General features: G+C 51.9%; 17 protein-coding genes. 10 read left to right on the top strand and 7 right to left on the bottom strand.

What is annotated here, in order from left to right:
• The coding region (locus LIO64_RS12035) for a hypothetical protein (protein ID WP_290549694.1) at positions 1–192 on the top strand (192 nt) is incomplete at its 5' end.
• Here LIO64_RS12035 and LIO64_RS12040 read toward each other — a convergent pair.
• The 3 genes from LIO64_RS12040 to LIO64_RS12050 all read right to left on the bottom strand — a co-directional run bounded on the left by LIO64_RS12040 (position 193) and on the right by LIO64_RS12050 (position 3115).
• Positions 193–1194: a nucleotidyl transferase AbiEii/AbiGii toxin family protein gene (locus LIO64_RS12040; RefSeq protein WP_290549695.1), complete on the bottom strand. Its 1002-nt coding sequence runs from the start codon at positions 1192–1194 to the stop codon at positions 193–195.
• On the bottom strand, positions 1191–1775 hold the full coding sequence (locus LIO64_RS12045; protein WP_290549696.1) for a DUF6088 family protein: 585 nt from the start codon (positions 1773–1775) through the stop codon (positions 1191–1193). Before LIO64_RS12045 ends, LIO64_RS12040 begins: the two co-directional genes overlap by 4 nt.
• Before the next feature lie 287 nt (positions 1776–2062).
• Positions 2063–3115: a restriction endonuclease gene (locus LIO64_RS12050; protein WP_290549697.1), complete on the bottom strand. Its 1053-nt coding sequence runs from the start codon at positions 3113–3115 to the stop codon at positions 2063–2065.
• A 297-nt stretch (positions 3116–3412) separates the two neighbouring features.
• Here LIO64_RS12050 and LIO64_RS12055 point away from each other — a divergent pair, with 297 nt between their 5' ends.
• The 9 genes from LIO64_RS12055 to feoB all read left to right on the top strand — a co-directional run bounded on the left by LIO64_RS12055 (position 3413) and on the right by feoB (position 15863).
• Positions 3413–5968, top strand: a complete 2556-nt coding sequence (locus LIO64_RS12055; RefSeq protein ID WP_290549698.1) for a type I restriction-modification system subunit M — start codon at positions 3413–3415, stop codon at positions 5966–5968.
• 1 nt (position 5969) lies between these two features.
• A complete protein-coding gene (locus tag LIO64_RS12060) occupies positions 5970–7145 on the top strand; it encodes a restriction endonuclease subunit S (RefSeq protein WP_290549699.1) in 1176 nt (391 codons plus the stop codon).
• Between the two features lie 171 nt (positions 7146–7316).
• On the top strand, positions 7317–10472 hold the full coding sequence (locus LIO64_RS12065) for an HsdR family type I site-specific deoxyribonuclease (protein ID WP_290549700.1): 3156 nt from the start codon (positions 7317–7319) through the stop codon (positions 10470–10472).
• A gap of 275 nt (positions 10473–10747) precedes the next feature.
• Positions 10748–11599 (top strand): DUF932 domain-containing protein, encoded by an 852-nt coding sequence (locus tag LIO64_RS12070; protein WP_290549701.1) that lies wholly within the window; start codon positions 10748–10750, stop codon positions 11597–11599.
• A gap of 45 nt (positions 11600–11644) precedes the next feature.
• Positions 11645–11950 carry a hypothetical protein gene (locus LIO64_RS12075; protein WP_290549702.1) on the top strand — a complete coding sequence of 102 codons (306 nt, stop codon included), beginning with the start codon at positions 11645–11647 and terminating at the stop codon, positions 11948–11950.
• Between the two features lie 32 nt (positions 11951–11982).
• Positions 11983–12111, top strand: coding sequence for a hypothetical protein (locus tag LIO64_RS12080; RefSeq protein WP_290549703.1), 129 nt, complete (start codon positions 11983–11985; stop codon positions 12109–12111).
• Between the two features lie 701 nt (positions 12112–12812).
• Complete coding sequence (locus LIO64_RS12085; RefSeq protein WP_290549704.1) at positions 12813–13469, top strand: metal-dependent transcriptional regulator; 657 nt, start codon at positions 12813–12815, stop codon at positions 13467–13469.
• Positions 13470–13497: 28 nt separating this feature from the next.
• Positions 13498–13722: a FeoA family protein gene (locus tag LIO64_RS12090; RefSeq protein WP_290549705.1), complete on the top strand. Its 225-nt coding sequence runs from the start codon at positions 13498–13500 to the stop codon at positions 13720–13722.
• A gap of 8 nt (positions 13723–13730) precedes the next feature.
• Positions 13731–15863, top strand: coding sequence for a ferrous iron transport protein B (gene feoB / locus LIO64_RS12095; protein ID WP_290549706.1), 2133 nt, complete (start codon positions 13731–13733; stop codon positions 15861–15863).
• 273 nt (positions 15864–16136) lie between these two features.
• Here the strand turns inward: feoB and LIO64_RS12100 are convergent, their stop codons facing one another.
• From LIO64_RS12100 to LIO64_RS12115, 4 genes are all read right to left on the bottom strand, one after another.
• Positions 16137–17036 carry an SDR family oxidoreductase gene (locus LIO64_RS12100; RefSeq protein ID WP_290549707.1) on the bottom strand — a complete coding sequence of 300 codons (900 nt, stop codon included), beginning with the start codon at positions 17034–17036 and terminating at the stop codon, positions 16137–16139.
• Positions 17037–17475: 439 nt separating this feature from the next.
• Positions 17476–18036: a chromate transporter gene (locus LIO64_RS12105; RefSeq protein ID WP_290549708.1), complete on the bottom strand. Its 561-nt coding sequence runs from the start codon at positions 18034–18036 to the stop codon at positions 17476–17478.
• The gene (locus LIO64_RS12110; protein WP_290549709.1) at positions 18033–18602 is read right to left on the bottom strand and encodes a chromate transporter; all 570 of its coding nucleotides are present in this window, start codon (positions 18600–18602) and stop codon (positions 18033–18035) included. Before LIO64_RS12110 ends, LIO64_RS12105 begins: the two co-directional genes overlap by 4 nt.
• 382 nt (positions 18603–18984) lie before the next feature.
• On the bottom strand, positions 18985–19245 hold the full coding sequence (locus LIO64_RS12115) for a hypothetical protein (protein WP_022396429.1): 261 nt from the start codon (positions 19243–19245) through the stop codon (positions 18985–18987).
• Between the last annotated feature and the right edge of the window lie 109 nt (positions 19246–19354).

Genomic DNA, 19354 nt, shown 5'->3' on the forward strand with positions numbered 1-19354 from the left:
CCAGGAAGTTTTGGCTTGATGAAGGGTGCAAGTGCGCAGTATTTTGAAGTTTCTAATATACACATCGGGCATGGCAGGGATACGTCCCTCCATGCCCATCTTGTTTTCATCAGTGGTGTGATTTTCTTCTCTTTTTCGATTTGGTTGGCTGGTATTGTTTTTGATCACCCACCCATTTTGACGTTGAGCTGATCATTTCTTGAATTTCAATTCCACAAAGTCCCGAATACGCTGTACGATGACGGCAAACTCTTCAATTTCGCCAAACAACATCGGTTTCATTTGGATGTAGTCACGAGCCCATGCCTGATAACTGTGGTCGTCAGGAGGCAGGATATGCATATCGGACGGGCTCAGGTGATCATAATCGATCCACGAATATCCGTAATTGACCGCACGCTGTTGTTTGATTTGTTCGAACAGAGACCCGTCGTACATGCCATTTTTGATCAGGGCATCCAGATCATAATAGTGTCTCGCCAGTCGTGGTTTGCTGGGGCCACCCCGCACGTTTTCCTCATGCAGAATGAACGCCTTTTCCCAAAAGATGCGTTTGGGAGAAACGACTTGCAGAGAAACAGGCGCTGCCAGCTCGGGAAAAACATGAGCTATATAGGATTCGATCTCAGCCGGGGACGAAGGCGTTGTCTCTGCTCTGCCGCTTAGTTCCAGTTTGACAGCTGGAGCCACATAGGACCCAGCATCATGTTCCAGCACGGAAGGATAATGAATATAAAGAACGAACGGATCACGGGCCTTGCTGAGATCTTCCAGTTCAAAACGAACTCCTGAAATGCCGCGTCGTTCAAAAGATTGCTGTAAGGTCGGCAGGATGAAGTCACGCATCAGACTCCTGTAGTACTCTCTCATTTTACGCTGCTTGCGATCACGCTGCGACGAAGATTCACCAGGGACAGGGAGTAGTTCACCGGACATGTCAGGAAAGAACGCAGGAGATAAGGCAATGTCTATGTCCTCAGAAAAGCGCTGGATACAATGGAAGGCTTTCGACAGGGACGTACCGCCCCGGAAACACAAATGGGGGTTCAATGCCTGGTGTTCAAACAACATCTCCAGCACCCTGCATACCCAGTAGTCTTTTTCCAGAAAGAGAGCTGGCAGGCCCAATTGGTGCTGAGTTTCAGCGAGCACATCACGTTGCTGTTCGGGGAAAAGCTGGAAATAAGGAATCATGATGGCAAATTGAAAATGATAGGACGCATCCATTCAGGAGCTTGGGGCGTCCACCGGTTGAGCTGTTTCTTATCGTTCGATGAAAGATTTTGCGACAAACGGGAACGCACTTCTTCCACATTAGTCTGATCCTTACCGAGGAAACGCAATGCCATATATACTTCTCCCATGATGGTGCCAGACAAATCCATCAGGTTTTTGGCCGTGCGGCGTAACCTGATTTGCAAAGCCCCGATACGGAAGTCTTTTGACCGTCCATCCGTCAAATATTCATACGAGGCGGGAACCTGATCGATCAATCCGAGTTTGTTGGCAAGGCTTGCTCCGGACGGCATGATACGGGAACCTGTTTTACGAGCCAGAGCCTGAATGATCTGATCCGGGGACGGAGGCAATGGCCGTTGAGAATAACTGCTGATTCGGGGCATGTAATACAATCCGGTTGCAATTCTGACAATACATCCCCTCTCTGCCAACCGGGAAAGAGACTGATCCAAAGCAGCTCGAGAGCCAAGCTCCTTCAAGTCTACAGCTGAGAACACATCTCCCAAGGCAAATCGCTTTTTGATTTGCTTCAGCATGTCAATTCTGGTTGCGGACAAGTTCATATCTTTCTGAGGAATCGTAAATAATCTGCACGATTTCTGACATAAGGTCAAGATATATGCTTGCGCGTTTTCTGACATCCTGGATTTCAGACAATGTGTCTTCCCCATGCCTTTCAGGCGTGATGACACTCCGATTTGTCCGGGAGAGCATAAATAACATCACCACCTGGCCCTTCAGTCTCACCCGGAATGCCAAAGAGTTCGTACCATATTCAGAAGCTAGCCGTGAGGTGGGGCTTCTTTTTAGGACGGGACAACATCTACATTTCTTCCTCATCGGTGAAGAAAGAAGGCGTCAATTCCAGAAGTTGGTAACGGTTTTTTCTGACTCCCAGATTATATTCCACGAGCAGGGAAACCAGTTGCTCGCCATCAATCAAGTCAATGGATGCATGGGAAGAGGAGCGGGTTGCTTCCTCTCTGGCCCCCTTGGAAAAGCCGGAAGTGGTCACAATCAAGCCGCGTTCGTCCGTTCCCAAACTGCCACGGAGTTGCTGAACGATAGGGGACTGCACATTGGCTTTCCACCGTTTGGCTTGTACGGCCAACTTGATGTGAATGGCATCATGCACCGTCATAATGCCTCGCACATCAACACCGCCATCACCTCCGTAGGGAGTCCGGCTTACTTCGGAAAATCCCATGTTATCTAATAACAGAGCTATCAGCCTCTCGAAATTTAGAGGAGATAATGTCTTTACTTTCTCCATCAATTGCTTCCTTTTTTTCTCATTGTGAGAGTCAATCTGTTGTTCAAGCCCCGAAGATTCCCAAGAAGTGAGTCCTATCATTCCTTTGCCCAGCCTTTTGAAACGAGGCACTCGCCCTTGTTGCTCCATTCGTTGGATTTCTGTTGAAATTCTGGCTCGCATACTTGCTTCCGGAGTCAGTCCCTCCGTCTTAAGCCACCCCAGTTCCAGGGCTTTGTTGGTGATATCCCTGTAGTGCATGGGGACATTCCCGGAGAAATGAAGAAGGATCTTTTCCGCACAGTCGGAAAACGAATAGGAAGCGTCGCTCTTCTCCGGTAGTCTTTTTGTGGCTGTCTTGCCTGCATGATGCTCAGCCGTCGTGGACTTGATGTCCGCTTTTGGATTCAGCGCAAACAGCCCGCCTTCCACTTTGACGAACCTCGATTGACTCCCGTGCTTTTTCATATCGTCATAGATACGCGCGCTTACTGTCGCAGCGGGAGTCTTCCCCTGCGAGCTCCACATGCCACGTTGAATGAGCAAATCAGTAAGCTCCCTGGGGTGCATGGGAGATGCAGACTCATTCAGTAGCAGGGAAACAGAATCAAGAAGATGGCTCATAACAGGAGTAATCAGGAATTGCCTTAGCCTACCATTCTTTCGAGGTCGGGCAATCTCTTTTATTTCCTCCGCATCGTCACGGATACAGCCGATGTTTTGCGGAGAAGTCTCCGGGCTTTGTTCTCGACAATATGACCTATCCACGCTACTAATTCGAAGGCTTAGCTCCCCTCATGGTCGTCGTATTTGGGGTAGCAAACCAACACCGAATCAACGAATATTGAGTCGGCAAAAATCTATCGATATCGAAAGCCGTCAGGCAACATGGGGAATATCCCCATCCGTCAGGAACACGTTATGAACAAGCAACAACTCGCTGCAAAAATTTGGGAGTCCGCCAATAAGATGCGCTCCAAGATCGAGGCCAACGAATACAAGGATTACATTCTCGGTTTCATCTTCTATAAGTTCCTGTCAGACAAGGAGGTCAAGCACCTCAAGGAGAACGATTGGACGGATGAATATCTTCCCGATTTGAAGGAAGAGGACAGCGAAACCGTCGAGAGTGTCCGAAAGAATATTGGCTACTTCATCTCCTATGATCATCTGTTCTCTACATGGATTGCCAAAGGCAGAGACTTTTCGGCGGATCACGTAATGACTGCGCTTTCGGCCTTCAACCGCTTGATCAACCCTTCACATAAAAAGGTATTCTCGGGCATTTTCACCACGTTGGAGACTGGTCTTTCCAAGCTGGGGGACACTTCCGGTGCGCGCACCAAGGCCATTCGAGACCTGATCTATCTCATCAAGGATATTCCCATGGATGGCAGGCAGGACTATGACGTCCTGGGCTTCATTTATGAATACCTGATCAGCAATTTTGCTGCCAATGCCGGGAAGAAGGCCGGTGAGTTCTACACGCCGCATGAGGTTTCCCTCCTCATGTCCGAGATCGTAGCACACCACCTGAAGGAAAGAACGGAAATCAGGATTTACGACCCCACCAGTGGTTCCGGCTCTCTGCTCATCAATATCGGCAAATGCGTCGCCCGGCACATGGGCAATGACGACCATATCAAATACTTTGCGCAGGAGCTCAAGGAAAACACGTACAACCTCACCCGCATGAACCTCGTCATGCGCGGCATTTTGCCGGACAATATCGTTACGCGCAACGGCGATACGCTGGAAGAAGACTGGCCGTATTTTGACGAGAATGACCCGATTCACAGTTATAATCCGTTGTACGTCGATGCCGTCGTTTCTAACCCTCCCTACTCCCAGGCATGGAATCCGGCCGATAAGGAGGCGGATCCCAGATATGCCCGTTTTGGACTTGCCCCCAAGGGGAAGGCAGACTACGCCTTCCTCTTGCACGACCTCTTCCACTTAAAGAGCGATGGCGTGATGACGATTGTTCTGCCTCATGGCGTGCTGTTCCGTGGAGGCGAGGAAGGAATGATTCGTAAAAATCTGATTGAGCAGAATCATATCGACGCCATTATCGGGCTTCCTGCCAATATCTTTTTCGGCACGGGTATTCCCACCATTGTCATGGTTCTCAAGCAGAAACGCCCGAATACCGATATCCTCATTGTAGATGCTTCCAAAGGCTTTGAGAAGGTCGGCAAAAACAATGCCCTCCGCGCTCGCGATATCAAAAAAATCGTGGATGTCGTCACCGCGCGTGCTTCTGTGGAGAAGTTCTCGAAAGTCGTATCTCGCGATGAAATCCGGGCCAACGATTACAATCTCAATATTCCCCGTTATGTGGACTCTTCCGAGAAGGCAGAGAGTTGGGACGTTTACGCGTCAATGTTTGGCGGTATCCCGGAAAAGGAACTGCTGGAGCTGCACGAATATTGGGAAGCCTTCCCGAATTTGAAGAAGGACCTGTTTTCTCCAGTCAATGACGCGTATCGCGAATTGTGTGTACCGAATCTCAAGAAGGCCATTTCGGAACACCCGGACGTAACCGCCTTTATTTCCCGCTTCGCCGAAGCCTTTGACGGGTTCGAATCCTTCCTGCATTCGGAACTGATCGAGAAACTGCAGACGCAGGGCACGTCCGGTGAAGAAATGATTCTCTGCGAAGATATGTTCGCCAGGTTGACGAATATCCCCCTGATTGACAAATATGAAGCTTATCAACTCCTGAATGACGACTGGACCCAGATTGCTGTCGATCTGGAAATGATCCAGACGGAAGGCTTTGCCTGTGTCAAACAAGTCGATCCCAACATGGTGTTGAAGAAAAAGGATGGCAAGGATCACGAAGTGCAGGAGGGCTGGAAGGGGCACATTCTTCCCTTTGATCTCGTGCAAAAAAAACTGTTGCCGAATGAACTCGCTTCGCTGAAGTCAAAGGAAGAGCAACTTGCCGCGATCCCGGGGAATTATGAAGAGTTGCTGGATGAGCTGAGCGAAGAAGACAAGGACAAGGATTTCGTCAACGATGAAAAGGACGCCTTTGTCCCTGCTGTCGTGAAGAAGGCGCTCAAGTCCAGAGAGGAGGCCCCGGAAACCCTTGCTATCCTGAAGAAGGTGGATGCGCTCTTCACCAGGGAAAAGGCCCTTAAGAAGCAGGTGAAAGATGAAGCCGTAGCACTGCATATGCGTACCCGGGAAACCATTGAGGCTCTCCCGGACGAACAAGTGCTGGAGTTGCTGAAGCTCAAATGGATTACTCCCCTAGTCGAGAGCGTTAACAGTTTGCCCCAATCCATCATCAGCGAGCTGGTGACCAAATTGGAAGCGCTTTGTAAGAAGTACGAAACAACCTATGCCGAAGTGGAACAGCAAATTATCGACACGGAACGTACTCTGGTTGGAATGTTGGGCGAACTGCAAGGCAATGAGTTTGATATGAAGGGACTCATGGAGTTCAAAAAGTTGCTTGAAGGGAAGTGATATGGGTGAAGATGTAAAAAAACCGGCTATAAGGTTTGCCGGATTTACGGATGCTTGGGAACAAAGGATGCTGAAAGGAGTAGCAAGTGTACGAACTGGTTTCCCCTTTGATAGCAATGTTTTTTCTGATACAGGAGCTTATTTGGTCATTACGAATGGCAATATACAGGATGACAATCCAACAGTAGACAACAATGTTGGAAACAGGATTGATATGGCAGATGAACGTATAAAAGAACAATACGTGTTGGATATAGGGGACATTCTTGTTACGATGGATGGAACTGTTGGGCGTACTGCAAAAGTGGCGCATAGTCAGTTAATTTTAGCACAACGAGTCGGGAGGTTAACTGCCAAAGAGAATTTCGAATTTTTATATCAGGCTCTCAACACGGGAGATTTTTTGGATGCGATGACAACCTTATCACATGGGGGAACTATCAAACATATATCGCTCGCGGAAATTTCTGGATACACATTGTTGGTCCCAATAGACAAAAAAGAACAGATCAAAATAGGCGACCTCTTCCACAATCTAGACGATCTCATTACCCTTCATCAGCGTAAGTATGACAAGCTGGTGAATCTGAAAAAATCCATGCTGGAAAAAATGTTCCCACAACATGGTGCTGATACGCCAGAAATCCGTTTTGCCGGATTTACGGACGCTTGGGAACAGCGGAAGCTGGGAGAGCTTTGCAATATTGCCACAGGAAAACTTGATGCGAATGCAATGATCGAAAATGGTAAGTACGATTTTTATACTTCGGGCATTAAGAAGTATCGCATTGATGTAGCTGAATTTGCTGGTCCAGCCATTACAATCGCTGGAAATGGAGCTACTGTCGGGTACATGCATTTGGCCGACGGCTTATTTAATGCTTATCAAAGGACTTATGTATTAACAGGATTTTGTGCTGATCGTCAGTTCCTTTTCTCCTCTATCGGTAATGTATTACCTAAGAAAATTAAAGAAGAAGCGAGAGCGAGTAATATTCCGTATATTGTACTCGATATGCTTACTGATCTAAAAATTCAGTTACCGCCAACACAACTAGAACAATCCCAAATTGGCGACTTTTTCCACAAGCTAGACGACCTAATTACTCTCCATCAGCGCAAACTGGAAAAGCTGCAAAACATCAAGAAATCTTGTCTGGAGAAGATGTTTGTCTAAGATGAGAAGACGCTTTTCATGATGAACGCTCAAGCTAACAGACCTTGGGCAATTTCAATAAACGTCTGACAAGTACCGTACTATTTTGTAAAACTCCCCTCACTGCCCTATTTATCCACATCCCTACGCCCAAGAGGCATGAGATGAACAACCCAAAACGACCGAACACATATGATTTGCTCCCAGGAAAAAGATTTTGAAGACGCCCTAATCGAAATGTTGACGGAGAAGGGCTGGGAGAAAAACGTGTTGGCCAATTACACGGAAGAGCAACTCATCCAGAACTGGGCGAACATTCTCTTTGATAACAACAGGTGTGTTGATCGACTGAATGACTACCCCCTGACTCCCGGGGAAATGCAGCAGATACTGGAACAAATCAACGTTCTCAAGACTCCTTTGATGTTGAATGGTTTCATCAATGGCCGCAGTGTGACGATTATTCGCGACAACCCCGATGATGTCGAACATTTCGGCAAGGAAGTTTCCTTGAAAATTTATGACCGCATGGAGATTGCCGCCGGGCAAAGCCGCTATCAAATCGTCCGGCAACCCAGATTCGCTTCATCGTCCGCCATGCTCTCTGACCGCCGGGGAGATTTGATGCTGCTCATCAACGGAATGCCGGTCTTCCACATTGAACTGAAAAAAAGCGGTATCCCTGTCAGCCAGGCTTGCCATCAGCTTGAAAAATACATGGCAGAGGGGATCTTCACCGGCCTCTTTTCTCTGGTGCAGATTTTTGTAGCCATGAATCCTGAAGAGGCTGTTTACTTCGCCAACCCGGGACCGGAGGGGAAATTTAACCCCGACTACTATTTTCATTGGGCCGATTTTAATAACGAGCCTATTAACGATTGGAAACAGATAGCCTCTACCTTGCTATCCATTCCGATGGCGCACCAGCTCATCGGCTTTTACACGGTGGCCGACAACTCTGACGGTATCCTGAAGGTCATGCGCAGTTACCAGTATTTTGCCGCCAGCGCCATTTCCGACAAAGTGGCCAAGACAAAATGGGAAAAAGAAGATCAATTGGGCGGCTACATCTGGCATACCACCGGTTCCGGCAAGACCATGACTTCGTTCAAATCCGCCCAGTTGATTGCTTCCTCACAGGATGCCGACAAGGTGGTTTTTCTCATGGACCGCATCGAACTGGGAACGCAAAGCCTGAAAGAATACCGTGGCTTTGCCAGTGAAGACGAGGATGTGCAGGCGACGGAAAACACGGGCATACTCGTCAAGAAGCTGAAAAGTACCGACCCGGCGGATACTCTCATTGTCACCTCCATTCAGAAAATGAGCAATATCAAGGATGAAGCGGATGGCGGCATGAACGATGCGGATCTTCAACTGATGCGGGCGAAGAGAATCGTTTTTATCATCGATGAATGCCATCGCTCCACCTTTGGAGATATGTTGATCACGATCAAGCGCACATTCCCCAAAGCCATCTTCTTTGGTTTCACCGGTACGCCGATTCAAGAGGAGAACCAGAAGAAAGACAATTCCACAAAAACAGTCTTCGGCAATGAACTCCACCGGTACAGTATTGCCGACGGTATCCGCGACAGGAACGTGTTGGGTTTCGATCCGTACATGGTTCTCACGTACAAGGAGAAAGAATTGAGAGAAGCTATCGCCTTGGAAAAGGCCAAGGCTGATTCCCTGGCTGAAGCGCTGGCCGATCCCCGGAAAAGCGAGGTTTTCTATCACTACATGCGGTTGCCGATGGCAGGCAGTACGGATGATGATGGAAACTACAGGAAGGGAATCGAAGATTACCTCCCTCAAGCCCAGTACCGCAGCAAAGAACACCAAAGGATGGTGATCCAGGATATCCGCGAGAACTGGATCAACCTGAGCTATAATGGAAAGTTTCACGCGATCCTCGCAACCAATAGTATCCCGGAAGCTATTGACTATTATCGACTCTTCAAGACCGAGGTTCCGGAACTTAAAATCACTGCCCTTTTTGACCCCAGCATCGACAATAAGGACGGAGCCGTGGTGAAAGAAGCCGTGCTTGCGGAGATCATCGAAGACTATAATCATTGCTATGGTCAGGAGTTCAGCATACCGGCGTTCCCCAGAATGAAAAAGGACATCGCGGCAAGGTTGGCGCATAAAAAGCCTTATGAGAGAATCGAACAGACGCCGGAAAAGCAGATTGATCTTCTCATTGTCGTTGATCAAATGCTCACCGGCTTTGATTCCAAATGGATCAATACGCTCTATCTCGACAAGAAACTCAAGTACGAGAATATCATTCAGGCGTTTTCCCGGACCAACCGCCTGTTCGGACCGGAAAAGCCCTTTGGTACGATTAAGTACTACCGCTTCCCTCACACGATGAAAAGGAACATTGAGGCGGCCGTCAAACTCTACTCGGGCGATAAGCCCCTGGGGCTGTTTGCCGAGCGCCTCCCCCGAAACCTTGATGGCATGAATGATCTCTATGCGCAGATCAAAGACTTGTTCAAGGAGGCTAGGCTTGATGACTTCACACGCCTTCCTGATGACGGCTCGGCCAAAAAGAAATTTTCCGGCCTCTTCAGGAAACTCAACGAGCATCTTGAAGCGGCAAGAATCCAAGGCTTCCATTGGGAAAAGCTGGAATACACGTTTACGGATGCTGATAGCGGTAAGAAGTATTCCATTCGCGTTTCACTGGATGAGAAGACTTACAAGGTGCTGGCATTGAGATACAAGGAACTGCTTGGGCCGGGAGGGAACCAGGAACCGGGAGAAGATATCCCCTACGATATAGCTGGTTATTTGACCACCATCGATACGGATGATATCGATTCCGACTACATGAACTCCCGTTTCGACAAGTACCTAAAACTGCTGACCCGGCCGGGAGCTGAAGCCGAAGCCATCAAACAGGCAATGGATGAGCTCCACAAAACATTCGCTACGCTTTCTCAGGAGGAACAAAAATTTGCGGACATCTTCCTGCATGATATCCAACGCGGGGATGCCGTGCCCGAAAAGGGGAAAACGCTCCGGGACTATATTACGGAATACCGTGCCAAAGCCAAAGATGATCAGATTCACCGCTTCGCCCTTGCCCTTGGCCTTGATGAAAACCTGCTACGCAAGATGATGACATTACGAGTGACAGAGAGCAACATCAACGAGTTCGGTCGCTTTGACGCTCTGAAAGCCACGATAGACAAAAAGAAAGCGAAAGCCTGGCTTGAGAAAAGAGAAGGGTATGCCATCATTCCGCCAAAAGTACCGATGAAAATCGATATGCTGCTCAGACAATTCATTATCAGCGGAGGCTTCGATATCGAGCCCCCAAATGAATGCGATTGAACGGGGAGAAGATTAACTATAAACTTTACCATATAAGTTCGGGGATAGTAGAGGCGCTTCATCAGGAGTCGTCCATTTCAAAGATGGTTATACTCCTTTATACCTTATCCCAGATATAAATGAGTATAATTTTTGGTTCTACCATCCTGAAATTCCCCCTCCCCTCCCGTCATATATCCTTGAGTAAGTAGATTCTCTGCTTCCTGCCTGTGCCCGCCTTCCGGTCTTGTTCCGGGGGCGGGCTTTTTGTTGCAACAAATCAATCATCAATGAACATGAATACTCACACATCTACTCGTGAACTCTATCGCAATCGAGACAACAGCCCTCTGGACAGAGTCCAGATACGGCGTGTCGCCCCCTCCGTCTTCGCCGACCGTGAGGACGACAGCCGTTCGGGAAAATACCGTTTCGTCTCCTCCGACTCCCTGCTTGACCAGATGGAAGAAGCCGGATTCCTCGTCGTCGGAGCTCAGGAACAACGCACCCGAAAACCGGACGGCACACCCACCCGCAAGCACCTGATTCGCTTCGCTCACCGGGACGTGCTGGAACACAACCGTGATCAGCGCATCGAAGTGGTCATGATCAACAGCCACAACGGCAGCTGTTCCTACCAGCTCATGGCAGGCATCTTCCGACTGGTGTGTACCAACGGTCTGATTGTCGGGGCGCGTATTGCCGCGATCAACATCCGTCACATGGGCCATACCGGGGAAGAGGTGATCGCCGCCAGTCTCCGGCTGGCCGGAGAAACGCCCCGGATCATGGACGACATCCGCCGCATGCAGGGAGTCGAACTCCTTTATAAACGACATGTGGACTTCGTTCATGAAGCGGCCCGGCTGTGCCTGGGAGGTGACTATGAAGACAGGATACGTCCCGATGCCCTTCTGTCGCCCCGGCGCTGGAACGACATCGGCTTTACGGCGGGAAGTCCGGCTACCGTCTGGCAGTGCTTCAACCGGGTTCAGGAAAACCTGATCCGGGGAGGAGTACCCTTGAAGCCTCAGAAGGAGAATGTCTACCGACGCCGTTCCCTGCGGGCGCTCAATGGCATTGACGGCAATACACGCCTGAACCGGGAACTCTGGGATCTGGCCGACAGCTATACCGTGAACAACTGACCTGAGATGACCATGAAAAGAAAATATCATCTGAGCTTGAGACGTATGGGACGGACTCCATCCCTGACCGGGCTGGAGCTGTCCATTCTCCTGCACCTTCACGGCGACTTTGAATGCAGTGACGAGGAGATCATGGCGGAATGCCGTGGCATCGAACAGGAGAGCGTCAGGCATGCCGTCCGTGGTCTGGCAGGGAAGGAATTCATCATCCGCACAAAGGAAGAAGAATTCCTGCTTCGGTCCGACTGCTGGCTGATTACCTATGCCGGACGACAGGCGCTCAAGCAATGGGTGTCCGCTGCTGCTCCGGCTCGTCGATCATCCCGGACAAGAGCTCACGCATCAGCATAGCCATGAACATGAAAGACCTCCTCATTGCTCTGGTGGTACTCGTTATGCTGTGTCTGCTGGGGCCGGCTGTCGTCGGCATCCTGTCGGCACTGGTGACCGTAGCTCCGTACCTGCTCGCCGTGTTGTTGATCCTGGGCGTCATCGCCTTCTTCTGCAAGTAACTGGAAAAGCATGGATGACGAGGTCAGAATATGCAGCCGTAATCAAAGAGCTTGACCACTGCTTCCGTTCACCGTAACGCGTAGGGGGGGGCTAGCCTCCCTCCCAAGGTGGGATAAGTTTCCGGGACAACCGGGAAGAACCTTGAAAAAATCATTATTTTCTGCATTATCTTTTCGCCGGGTTGGTCCCGGAACAAAGAAAGGAGGTGTGATATGTGATCTATTATATCGTGTTAATCAGGCTGATTGAATTACTTATTGTAATGTTCAATTAACGAAAAACCCCGTCCTGCGGCAACAGGACGGGGTAATTTATAGAGATGTATATGTGATATACAATAGTGTTAATCTAAGCCCAATATGTGGGATTTCTACCCGTAGTCAAGAGGAAAATGTAACAATCACTTATAAACGCTACCGCTTGACCCAGTTGGAGACATGTTAAAAAAGGTTGGAATTCCGCCAAAAATCATTGAATAACCGATTATAACCGACCTGTTTTGAGGTATGCCGCAAGTTTTTCCAGGCCTTGCGGGAAAAACGGAAAATGGAAGAATATCTGTCTATCTCTTTCCAAAAGCCGTCCATAGCCGTTTGCCATGCGGCGGAAAATAGCGCTGCTGACACGGGATATGCTTTTTTGTTTGAGCGGAATATCGTTTTGTTAGGTATACCTTATAACGCAAGAGATCATCAGCACCATGACCAGCAGCCGTGAAGATTATTTAAAAGCCATTGCCGAACTCCAGCGGGGCAGGGAGAAGGTCGGCAACAGGCATATTGCTGCGTATTTAGGCGTTTCTGCGGCTTCCGTCAGTGAAATTATCCGGAAGATGGAGAAGGAAGGACTGGTGCAGAATATGGAGAAGCGCTCCATCCGCCTGACGCGGAAGGGAGAGGAAGCGGCGATGCAGCTGGTGCGTATCCACCGGCTGTGGGAGGTTTTCCTGGTTAACCATCTCGGGTACTCGTGGGAGGACGTGCATGAGGAGGCGGAGAAGCTGGAACATGCGGCTTCCCCCCTCTTGATGGAAAAGCTGGACCGTTTTCTCGGCTACCCGGAGATGTGCCCCCACGGAAGAACAATACCGGGCAGGAAAGATCAGCCCTTGCAGGAAGGGCCGCTTTCCCGTTTGTCCGACATCCCGGCGGGGATTCCGGCAGTGATCAGGCGCGTCCCCGAATCAAAGGAACTGCTGGAGCTTCTCACTTCCCTGGGCATTCATCTTCATGAGACGGTAGCCCGGATGGAGGAGGAAGCGCCCGGCGGGGCTTTTCTGGTAACGGCGGAGGAAGGGCAGCGGCTGGAATTGCCGGCTGCCGCGGCTGATGCCATTCTTGTGGAAGTTTCTGCATGAATAATCAATAGAAAGGAATAAACGGACAATGACATTGAACCAGTTGACTGAAGGAGAGGCCGCCAGGATTGAGTCCCTGCGGATGGAAGGCCGCCTGAGACGGCGGTTGATGGATATCGGCATGATTCCCGGAACCCGGGTGGAATGCCTGGAACGGGGGCCGTTCGGAGATCCCGTGGCCTTTCTTGTACGCGGAACGGTCATGGCGCTCAGGTCTTCCGATCTGGAACTCATCACTGTAAGGTCCGCCTGAACCCAGCCATGGAAGGAAACCCGGTGAGGCCGGACTGCGGCGTGGAAAAGGATGGGGCTTGCGGCTCTCAGGAAAAACGCATGCCTGTCGTGGCCCTGGCAGGCGCTCCCAACGTGGGAAAGAGCACGGTGTTCAATGCGCTGACGGGGCTGCGCCAGCACACCGGAAACTGGCCCGGCAAGACGGTCGTCCGTGCGGAGGGCATCGTGGGGCGCGGCCCCCGGGAGTATCTTTTGGTGGATACGCCGGGCACGTATTCCCTGCTGGCCTGTTCTTCGGATGAAGAGGCGGCTCGCGATTTCATTTGTTTCGGTGATGCGGATGCCGTCATTGTGGTGTGCTCCGCCACCAATTTGGAACGGGATTTGAATCTGGCCCTCCAGGTCATGGAGACGACGGGCAATGTGGTGGTCTGCGTCAATTTGATGGATGAGGCCCGGAGGAAGGGCATCCGAATCAATTGCCCGCTTTTGGAAAAACGTCTGGGAGTGCCTGTTATTCCGGCATCAGCCGCGAAGGGGGAAGGGTTGGAGGCCCTGGCGGAGACGGTGCAGCGGCTGGCGTGGTCCGGGGAAAGGCGTCCTCCCCTCCGGCTGTCCTACGGAGAGGACGTGGAGCCATGGCTGGCACGTTTGGAGGCTTCACTTGCCGGGCGTCCATGGCATGGACTGGCTCCCCGCTGGGCGGCCGTCAAGTTGCTGGAGGGGGATGAGGGAACGCTGGGCCTTCTGGAGCAATATGAGGGAAGCGATTTGAGAAAAGAGGAGGTGGTGGAAAAAATTCTCCGCGAAGCGGCCGGGGCGGCGGAAGCCAGGGACTTTGGAGACCGTGTGGCGGCCGTGTTCGTTGAACGGGCGGAACGCCTGTGCCGGGGCGTAGTCGTGGTGCCGGATGGAGGGGGAACGGGGCGCGACAGGCGCATCGACAAGGTGCTGATGGGGCGGTGGACGGCTTATCCCCTGATGTTCGCCCTGCTGGTGCTCATTTTCTGGATTACCATTGTAGGGGCGAATTATCCTTCCCAGGGGCTGGCGGACCTGCTCGGGAAGGGGCAGGAGGCCCTTACGTCCCTGTTCCGGCTGGCCCATGCTCCGGAATGGCTGCACGGGGTGCTGGTGCTGGGCGTTTACCGCGTGGTGGCGTGGGTTGTGTCCGTCATGCTGCCTCCAATGGCCATCTTTTTCCCCTTGTTCACGCTGCTGGAGGATTCCGGCTACCTGCCCCGCGTGGCGTTCAATATGGACAAGGTTTTTCAGAAGTGCTGCGGATGCGGCAAGCAGGCGCTGACCATGTGCATGGGGTTTGGGTGCAATGCCGCGGGAATCACCGGATGCCGGATCATTGATTCCCCGCGGGAACGGCTCGTAGCCATCCTGACGAATAATTTTGTCCCCTGCAACGGCAGGTTTCCGACGCTGATCGCTCTCATGACCATGTTTTTTGCCGGATCCGTGGCGTCCGGCTTGCAGCCGCTGGCCTCCGTCGCGGGATTGGTGCTTCTGATCGGGCTGGGCGTAGGGATGACCTTTGCCGTAACGGCCCTTCTGTCCCATACGATTCTCAAGGGAACACCCTCTTCCTTTACCCTGGAACTGCCTCCCTACCGCAAGCCCCAGATCGGCAAGGTGATTGTCCGTTCCTTTTTGGACAGGACCCTGACCGTTTTGTGGCGCGCGGTGATGGTGGCGGCTCCCGCGGGGATCGTCATCTGGCTGATGGCCAATATACGGGTTGGAGACGCCAGCCTGCTTGTCCACGGTACGCAGTGGCTGGATCCCGCTGGCCGGCTGATGGGGCTGGACGGCGTGATTTTGATGGCCTTTATTTTAGGCATTCCTGCCAACGAAATCGTTTTTCCCCTGATCATCATGGGCTACCTGGCTTCCGACAACATGATGGACATGGACGATATGAACGAATTGAAGTCTCTCCTGGCAAACAACGGATGGACCTGGGTGACGGCGTTATGCACCATGCTGTTTTCCCTGATGCACTGGCCGTGTTCAACTGCGCTTCTCACGGTCCGCAAGGAGACGGGCAAGTGGAAATGGGCCATTCTTGCCTTTGCCATTCCGACGGTCTGCGGCGTTGTCCTGTGCCTGCTGGTAGCTGGAATGGCGCGTTTGATGGGGTTTGCATGATGATCAAATGAAATTCATGCTCCGCCAGGGCACAAGGGCGGAAAAGAGGCCATATGGCCGGAAGATCCGGCAACTGCGGAGAGCTGAAAGAGCCGCCGTTTTGCCTTGAGGAGCACGCGTTGATCCGGGGATTCCATTGTTCAGTGGTAAAAATTTCCCTTTCCGGACCCCCAGAAAGGGAACAAACGCCTCAAGATTCCGTGCCCTCGGAAAAGCATGCTCCTGGCGGTGGAAAGACGGCCGGAATCTTCTTCTAAAGCTGCGAATTCCGGATCAGGACAGATGCATGCCGCCGGTGACCCCGAAGACTTCCGCGGTGATGAAGCTGGATTCCTGGGAGGCAAGGAAGACGTACAGTCCGGATAATTCCACAGGTTGTCCGGCACGTTTGAGGGGTGTTTTCTGGCCGAATTCCGGCAGGTCTTTCTGAAGCTGGCCTCCAGTCACTTGCAGAGGCGTCCAGACAGGTCCGGGAGCCACCACATTGACCCGGATACCCTTGGAGGCTACCTGCTTGGCCAGAGCGCGGCTGAAGGCGATGATGGCCGCCTTGGTGGAAGCGTAATCCACCAGGTTTTTCCCGGGCTGGTAGGCCTGGATGGAGGAACAGGTGATGATGCTTGCTCCCGGCTTCAGGTGCGGGAGGACGGCCTTGGCTATCCAGAACAGGGAGAAAACATTCACTTCAAACGTCTTGGTCAATTGTTCCGTGGTAATGTCCTGAATGTCTTCCACCGCCACCTGCTTGCCGGCCACCAGGGCCAGAATGTCCAGGCCGCCGAGTTTTTCCAGGGCGTCCCTGATGAGGTTTTGGCAGAAGGATTCATCGCTGAGGTCGCCAGGCAGCAGAACGGCTTTCCTCCCTTCCTTCCTGATAAGTTCCGCCACTTCTTCCGCATCGCTTTGTTCCTCTGGAAGATAGTTCAGGGCGATGTCCGCTCCTTCACGTGCGTAGGCAATGGCGGCCGCACGGCCTATGCCTGAATCTCCTCCCGTAACCAGGGCTTTCCGTCCCTGGAGTTTTCCGCTTCCATGGTAGCTCTGTTCTCCGGCATCCGGAACGGGGTTCATTTCCGATTGGAGTCCGGGAGCTTCCTGCTGCTGTTTTTCGTATCCGCCCTGATGGAATTCATGGCCGGGGTCCTGCATTTCCTGAATGTTTTTGGTGCTCATTTTTTATGAATCATGTTGTTGGCACGGGACTGCCGGGAAAGATGAATGGCCATGCCGCCACGGCATGGAACAGGACTGGCCGTGTTTCTTTCCCCGGCGTTCCGCTTCTCCTATCCGTGGTGACCGGGAATCGCCTTATCTGTTCAGGAGAAGACATGGTTTTGTCTCAACATGTCATTGATATTCATTCGTATAAGGTTATTTTTGAATATTGTTCTCCTTGATCGGGATAGAATGGTTCAATCACCGGCCTTCCTTGAATCCTTTTAAATTTCTCCAATTTGTTTCCAGAGAAAACTATCGTAGGGGAACAGGCAAACAAGTTGAGCGGCAATGCATTTAAATCATTTGCCTTCCTTTTTGTGCCCAGCTGGGGGGGGGGAGAAGCCTTCCTGTGTCCCCGCTCTATCATGGAACAGCGTGGAGCAGGACTTCAGACTCATCCATAGATGAAATATCCGGCCAAACCCGTCAGAACCATCAGCAGAATGGGGTTCATCTTCCATTTCCGCAGGATGAACAGGGCTGCGCCGAACAGGATGACGCTTGGGAGGTCTGCCTCTGCAAGGGCGTGCCAGTCAAAGGTGCCGCAGAAAGTCAGCAGCAGGATGGTGCCTCCCGCCGACATGATCAAGCCTACGGAAGCCGCTTTCAGCCCTTCCAGAACTCCGGAGATGTAAGCGGATTTTTGATGTCTTTGGAAAAAGAGGTGCAGCAGGAGCGCCGCCGCCACGCCGGGAATGATGCATCCCAGGGTGGCCGCCACAGCTCCCGGAATGCCGGCGATTTGCAGTCCCACGAAAGTGGAGGTGTTGATGGCCAGAGGTCCCGGCGTCATCTGGGAGATGGTGATGATATCGGTAAAAACCTTCTGCGTAATCCAGCCCTGGTGAATGACCACCTGGTCCCGGATCATGGGGATGACGGCATAGCCTCCGCCAATGCTGAACGCTCCGATCTGGAGAAAGACGCTGAAAAGCTGCCAGAGCGGCTGTATCATCCGGACCTCCTTCCCAGCGTTTTCCGGACGTGCCAGAGGCTCAGGAGGCAGCACACGGCCAGAATGGCGGCGATATTGAGGTGAAAGACGAAGCTGGCGATGAATGCCCCCGGAACCAGAGCGTTCAACAGGGCGGATTTTCTGCGGAGGATCATCTGCCACATGTCCACGACAATGTCCACAATGAGGGCCGCCACCCCTGCCTGCATGCCGCGAAGCACCGCTTCCACGGCGGTGTTGGAGCTGAATGCCTCATACCAGACCGAGATGAGGGACAGGATCACCAGCGGAGGAATGACGGCTCCCAGGCAGCTGGACACGACGCCGGCCATGCCTGCGGCGCGGTGCCCCGCCAGCGCGGAGAGGTTGACGGCAATGGCCCCCGGCGTGGATTGGGCGATGGCAGCCATGGACAGAAGTTCCTCTTTGGAGAACAGCTGTTTTTTCCGGACAAAGTATTTGTTGATCATCGGCACCACGATGTAGCCGCCTCCGAACGTGAAGGCCCCGATGAACAGGTTGATCCAGAACAGCCAGAGGCATCGTTTCACTTGTTCGCCTGTCATGTGGTTTGAAGAGGAGGGCGTTGTTGGCATGTTGCCTCGGCAGAAGAATGGGGGTAGTTGTTTCTGGGAAAGGGAGGCTGAGGCTCCGGCGTGGTTCCGTTTTCCCCGGCTGCGGAGGAGTTTTATCTTGTCACAAATGCGAATGGAATTCCATGCCATTACACGGATAAAAGGGAAAAAGAGAGAAAAAATGTTCTCGTTGCCAACCCAGGGGGATGGTTGCCATGAAGCCCCGCGTATGGCGTGGCGGGCAGTAAACACGAAAAAGTCCGGGAGGCTTTAGCCTGCCGGACGTGAAGGGAATCGGGAGAACCGGCGGAAGAAAGCCTTTTCTTCCCGTCTGCTTTTGGGTGGAAGAGAAAAGGCGTGGAAGAAGCTGGGGTCAGCTTTCTTCCTGTTCCAGTTCCGCCTTACGGGCCAGGATTTTTTTCATGACGGCGTGGCGGTCCCCTTCCGGAATTTCCACGGGGTTGCCGCGGTAGTCGCTGGTCATGGCGGCCAGGGCGCCCCCCACATGGTGCATGTTGAAGATCGGCAATTTCCAGGTGGAAGGCTTTTCAGGGTCGGGAACGTAGGCGAAATCGGAAGCGGGATGTTCCTCTCCATCCACTTTTTTCATTTTAGGTTCGTGGTCGCGGTCCATAAGGAATGGACAACCGAATCCGCGCGCCATTGTAAAAAAGCTCGGGATAGAACGCACAAATCCGTTCATCCGGCGGAAAAACGGATAATTCCCGTCCGGTTTTATTCTT

Origin of the sequence: Akkermansia sp. (assembly GCF_020860705.1) — a bacterium.
Classification (GTDB): Bacteria; Verrucomicrobiota; Verrucomicrobiia; order Verrucomicrobiales; family Akkermansiaceae; genus Akkermansia.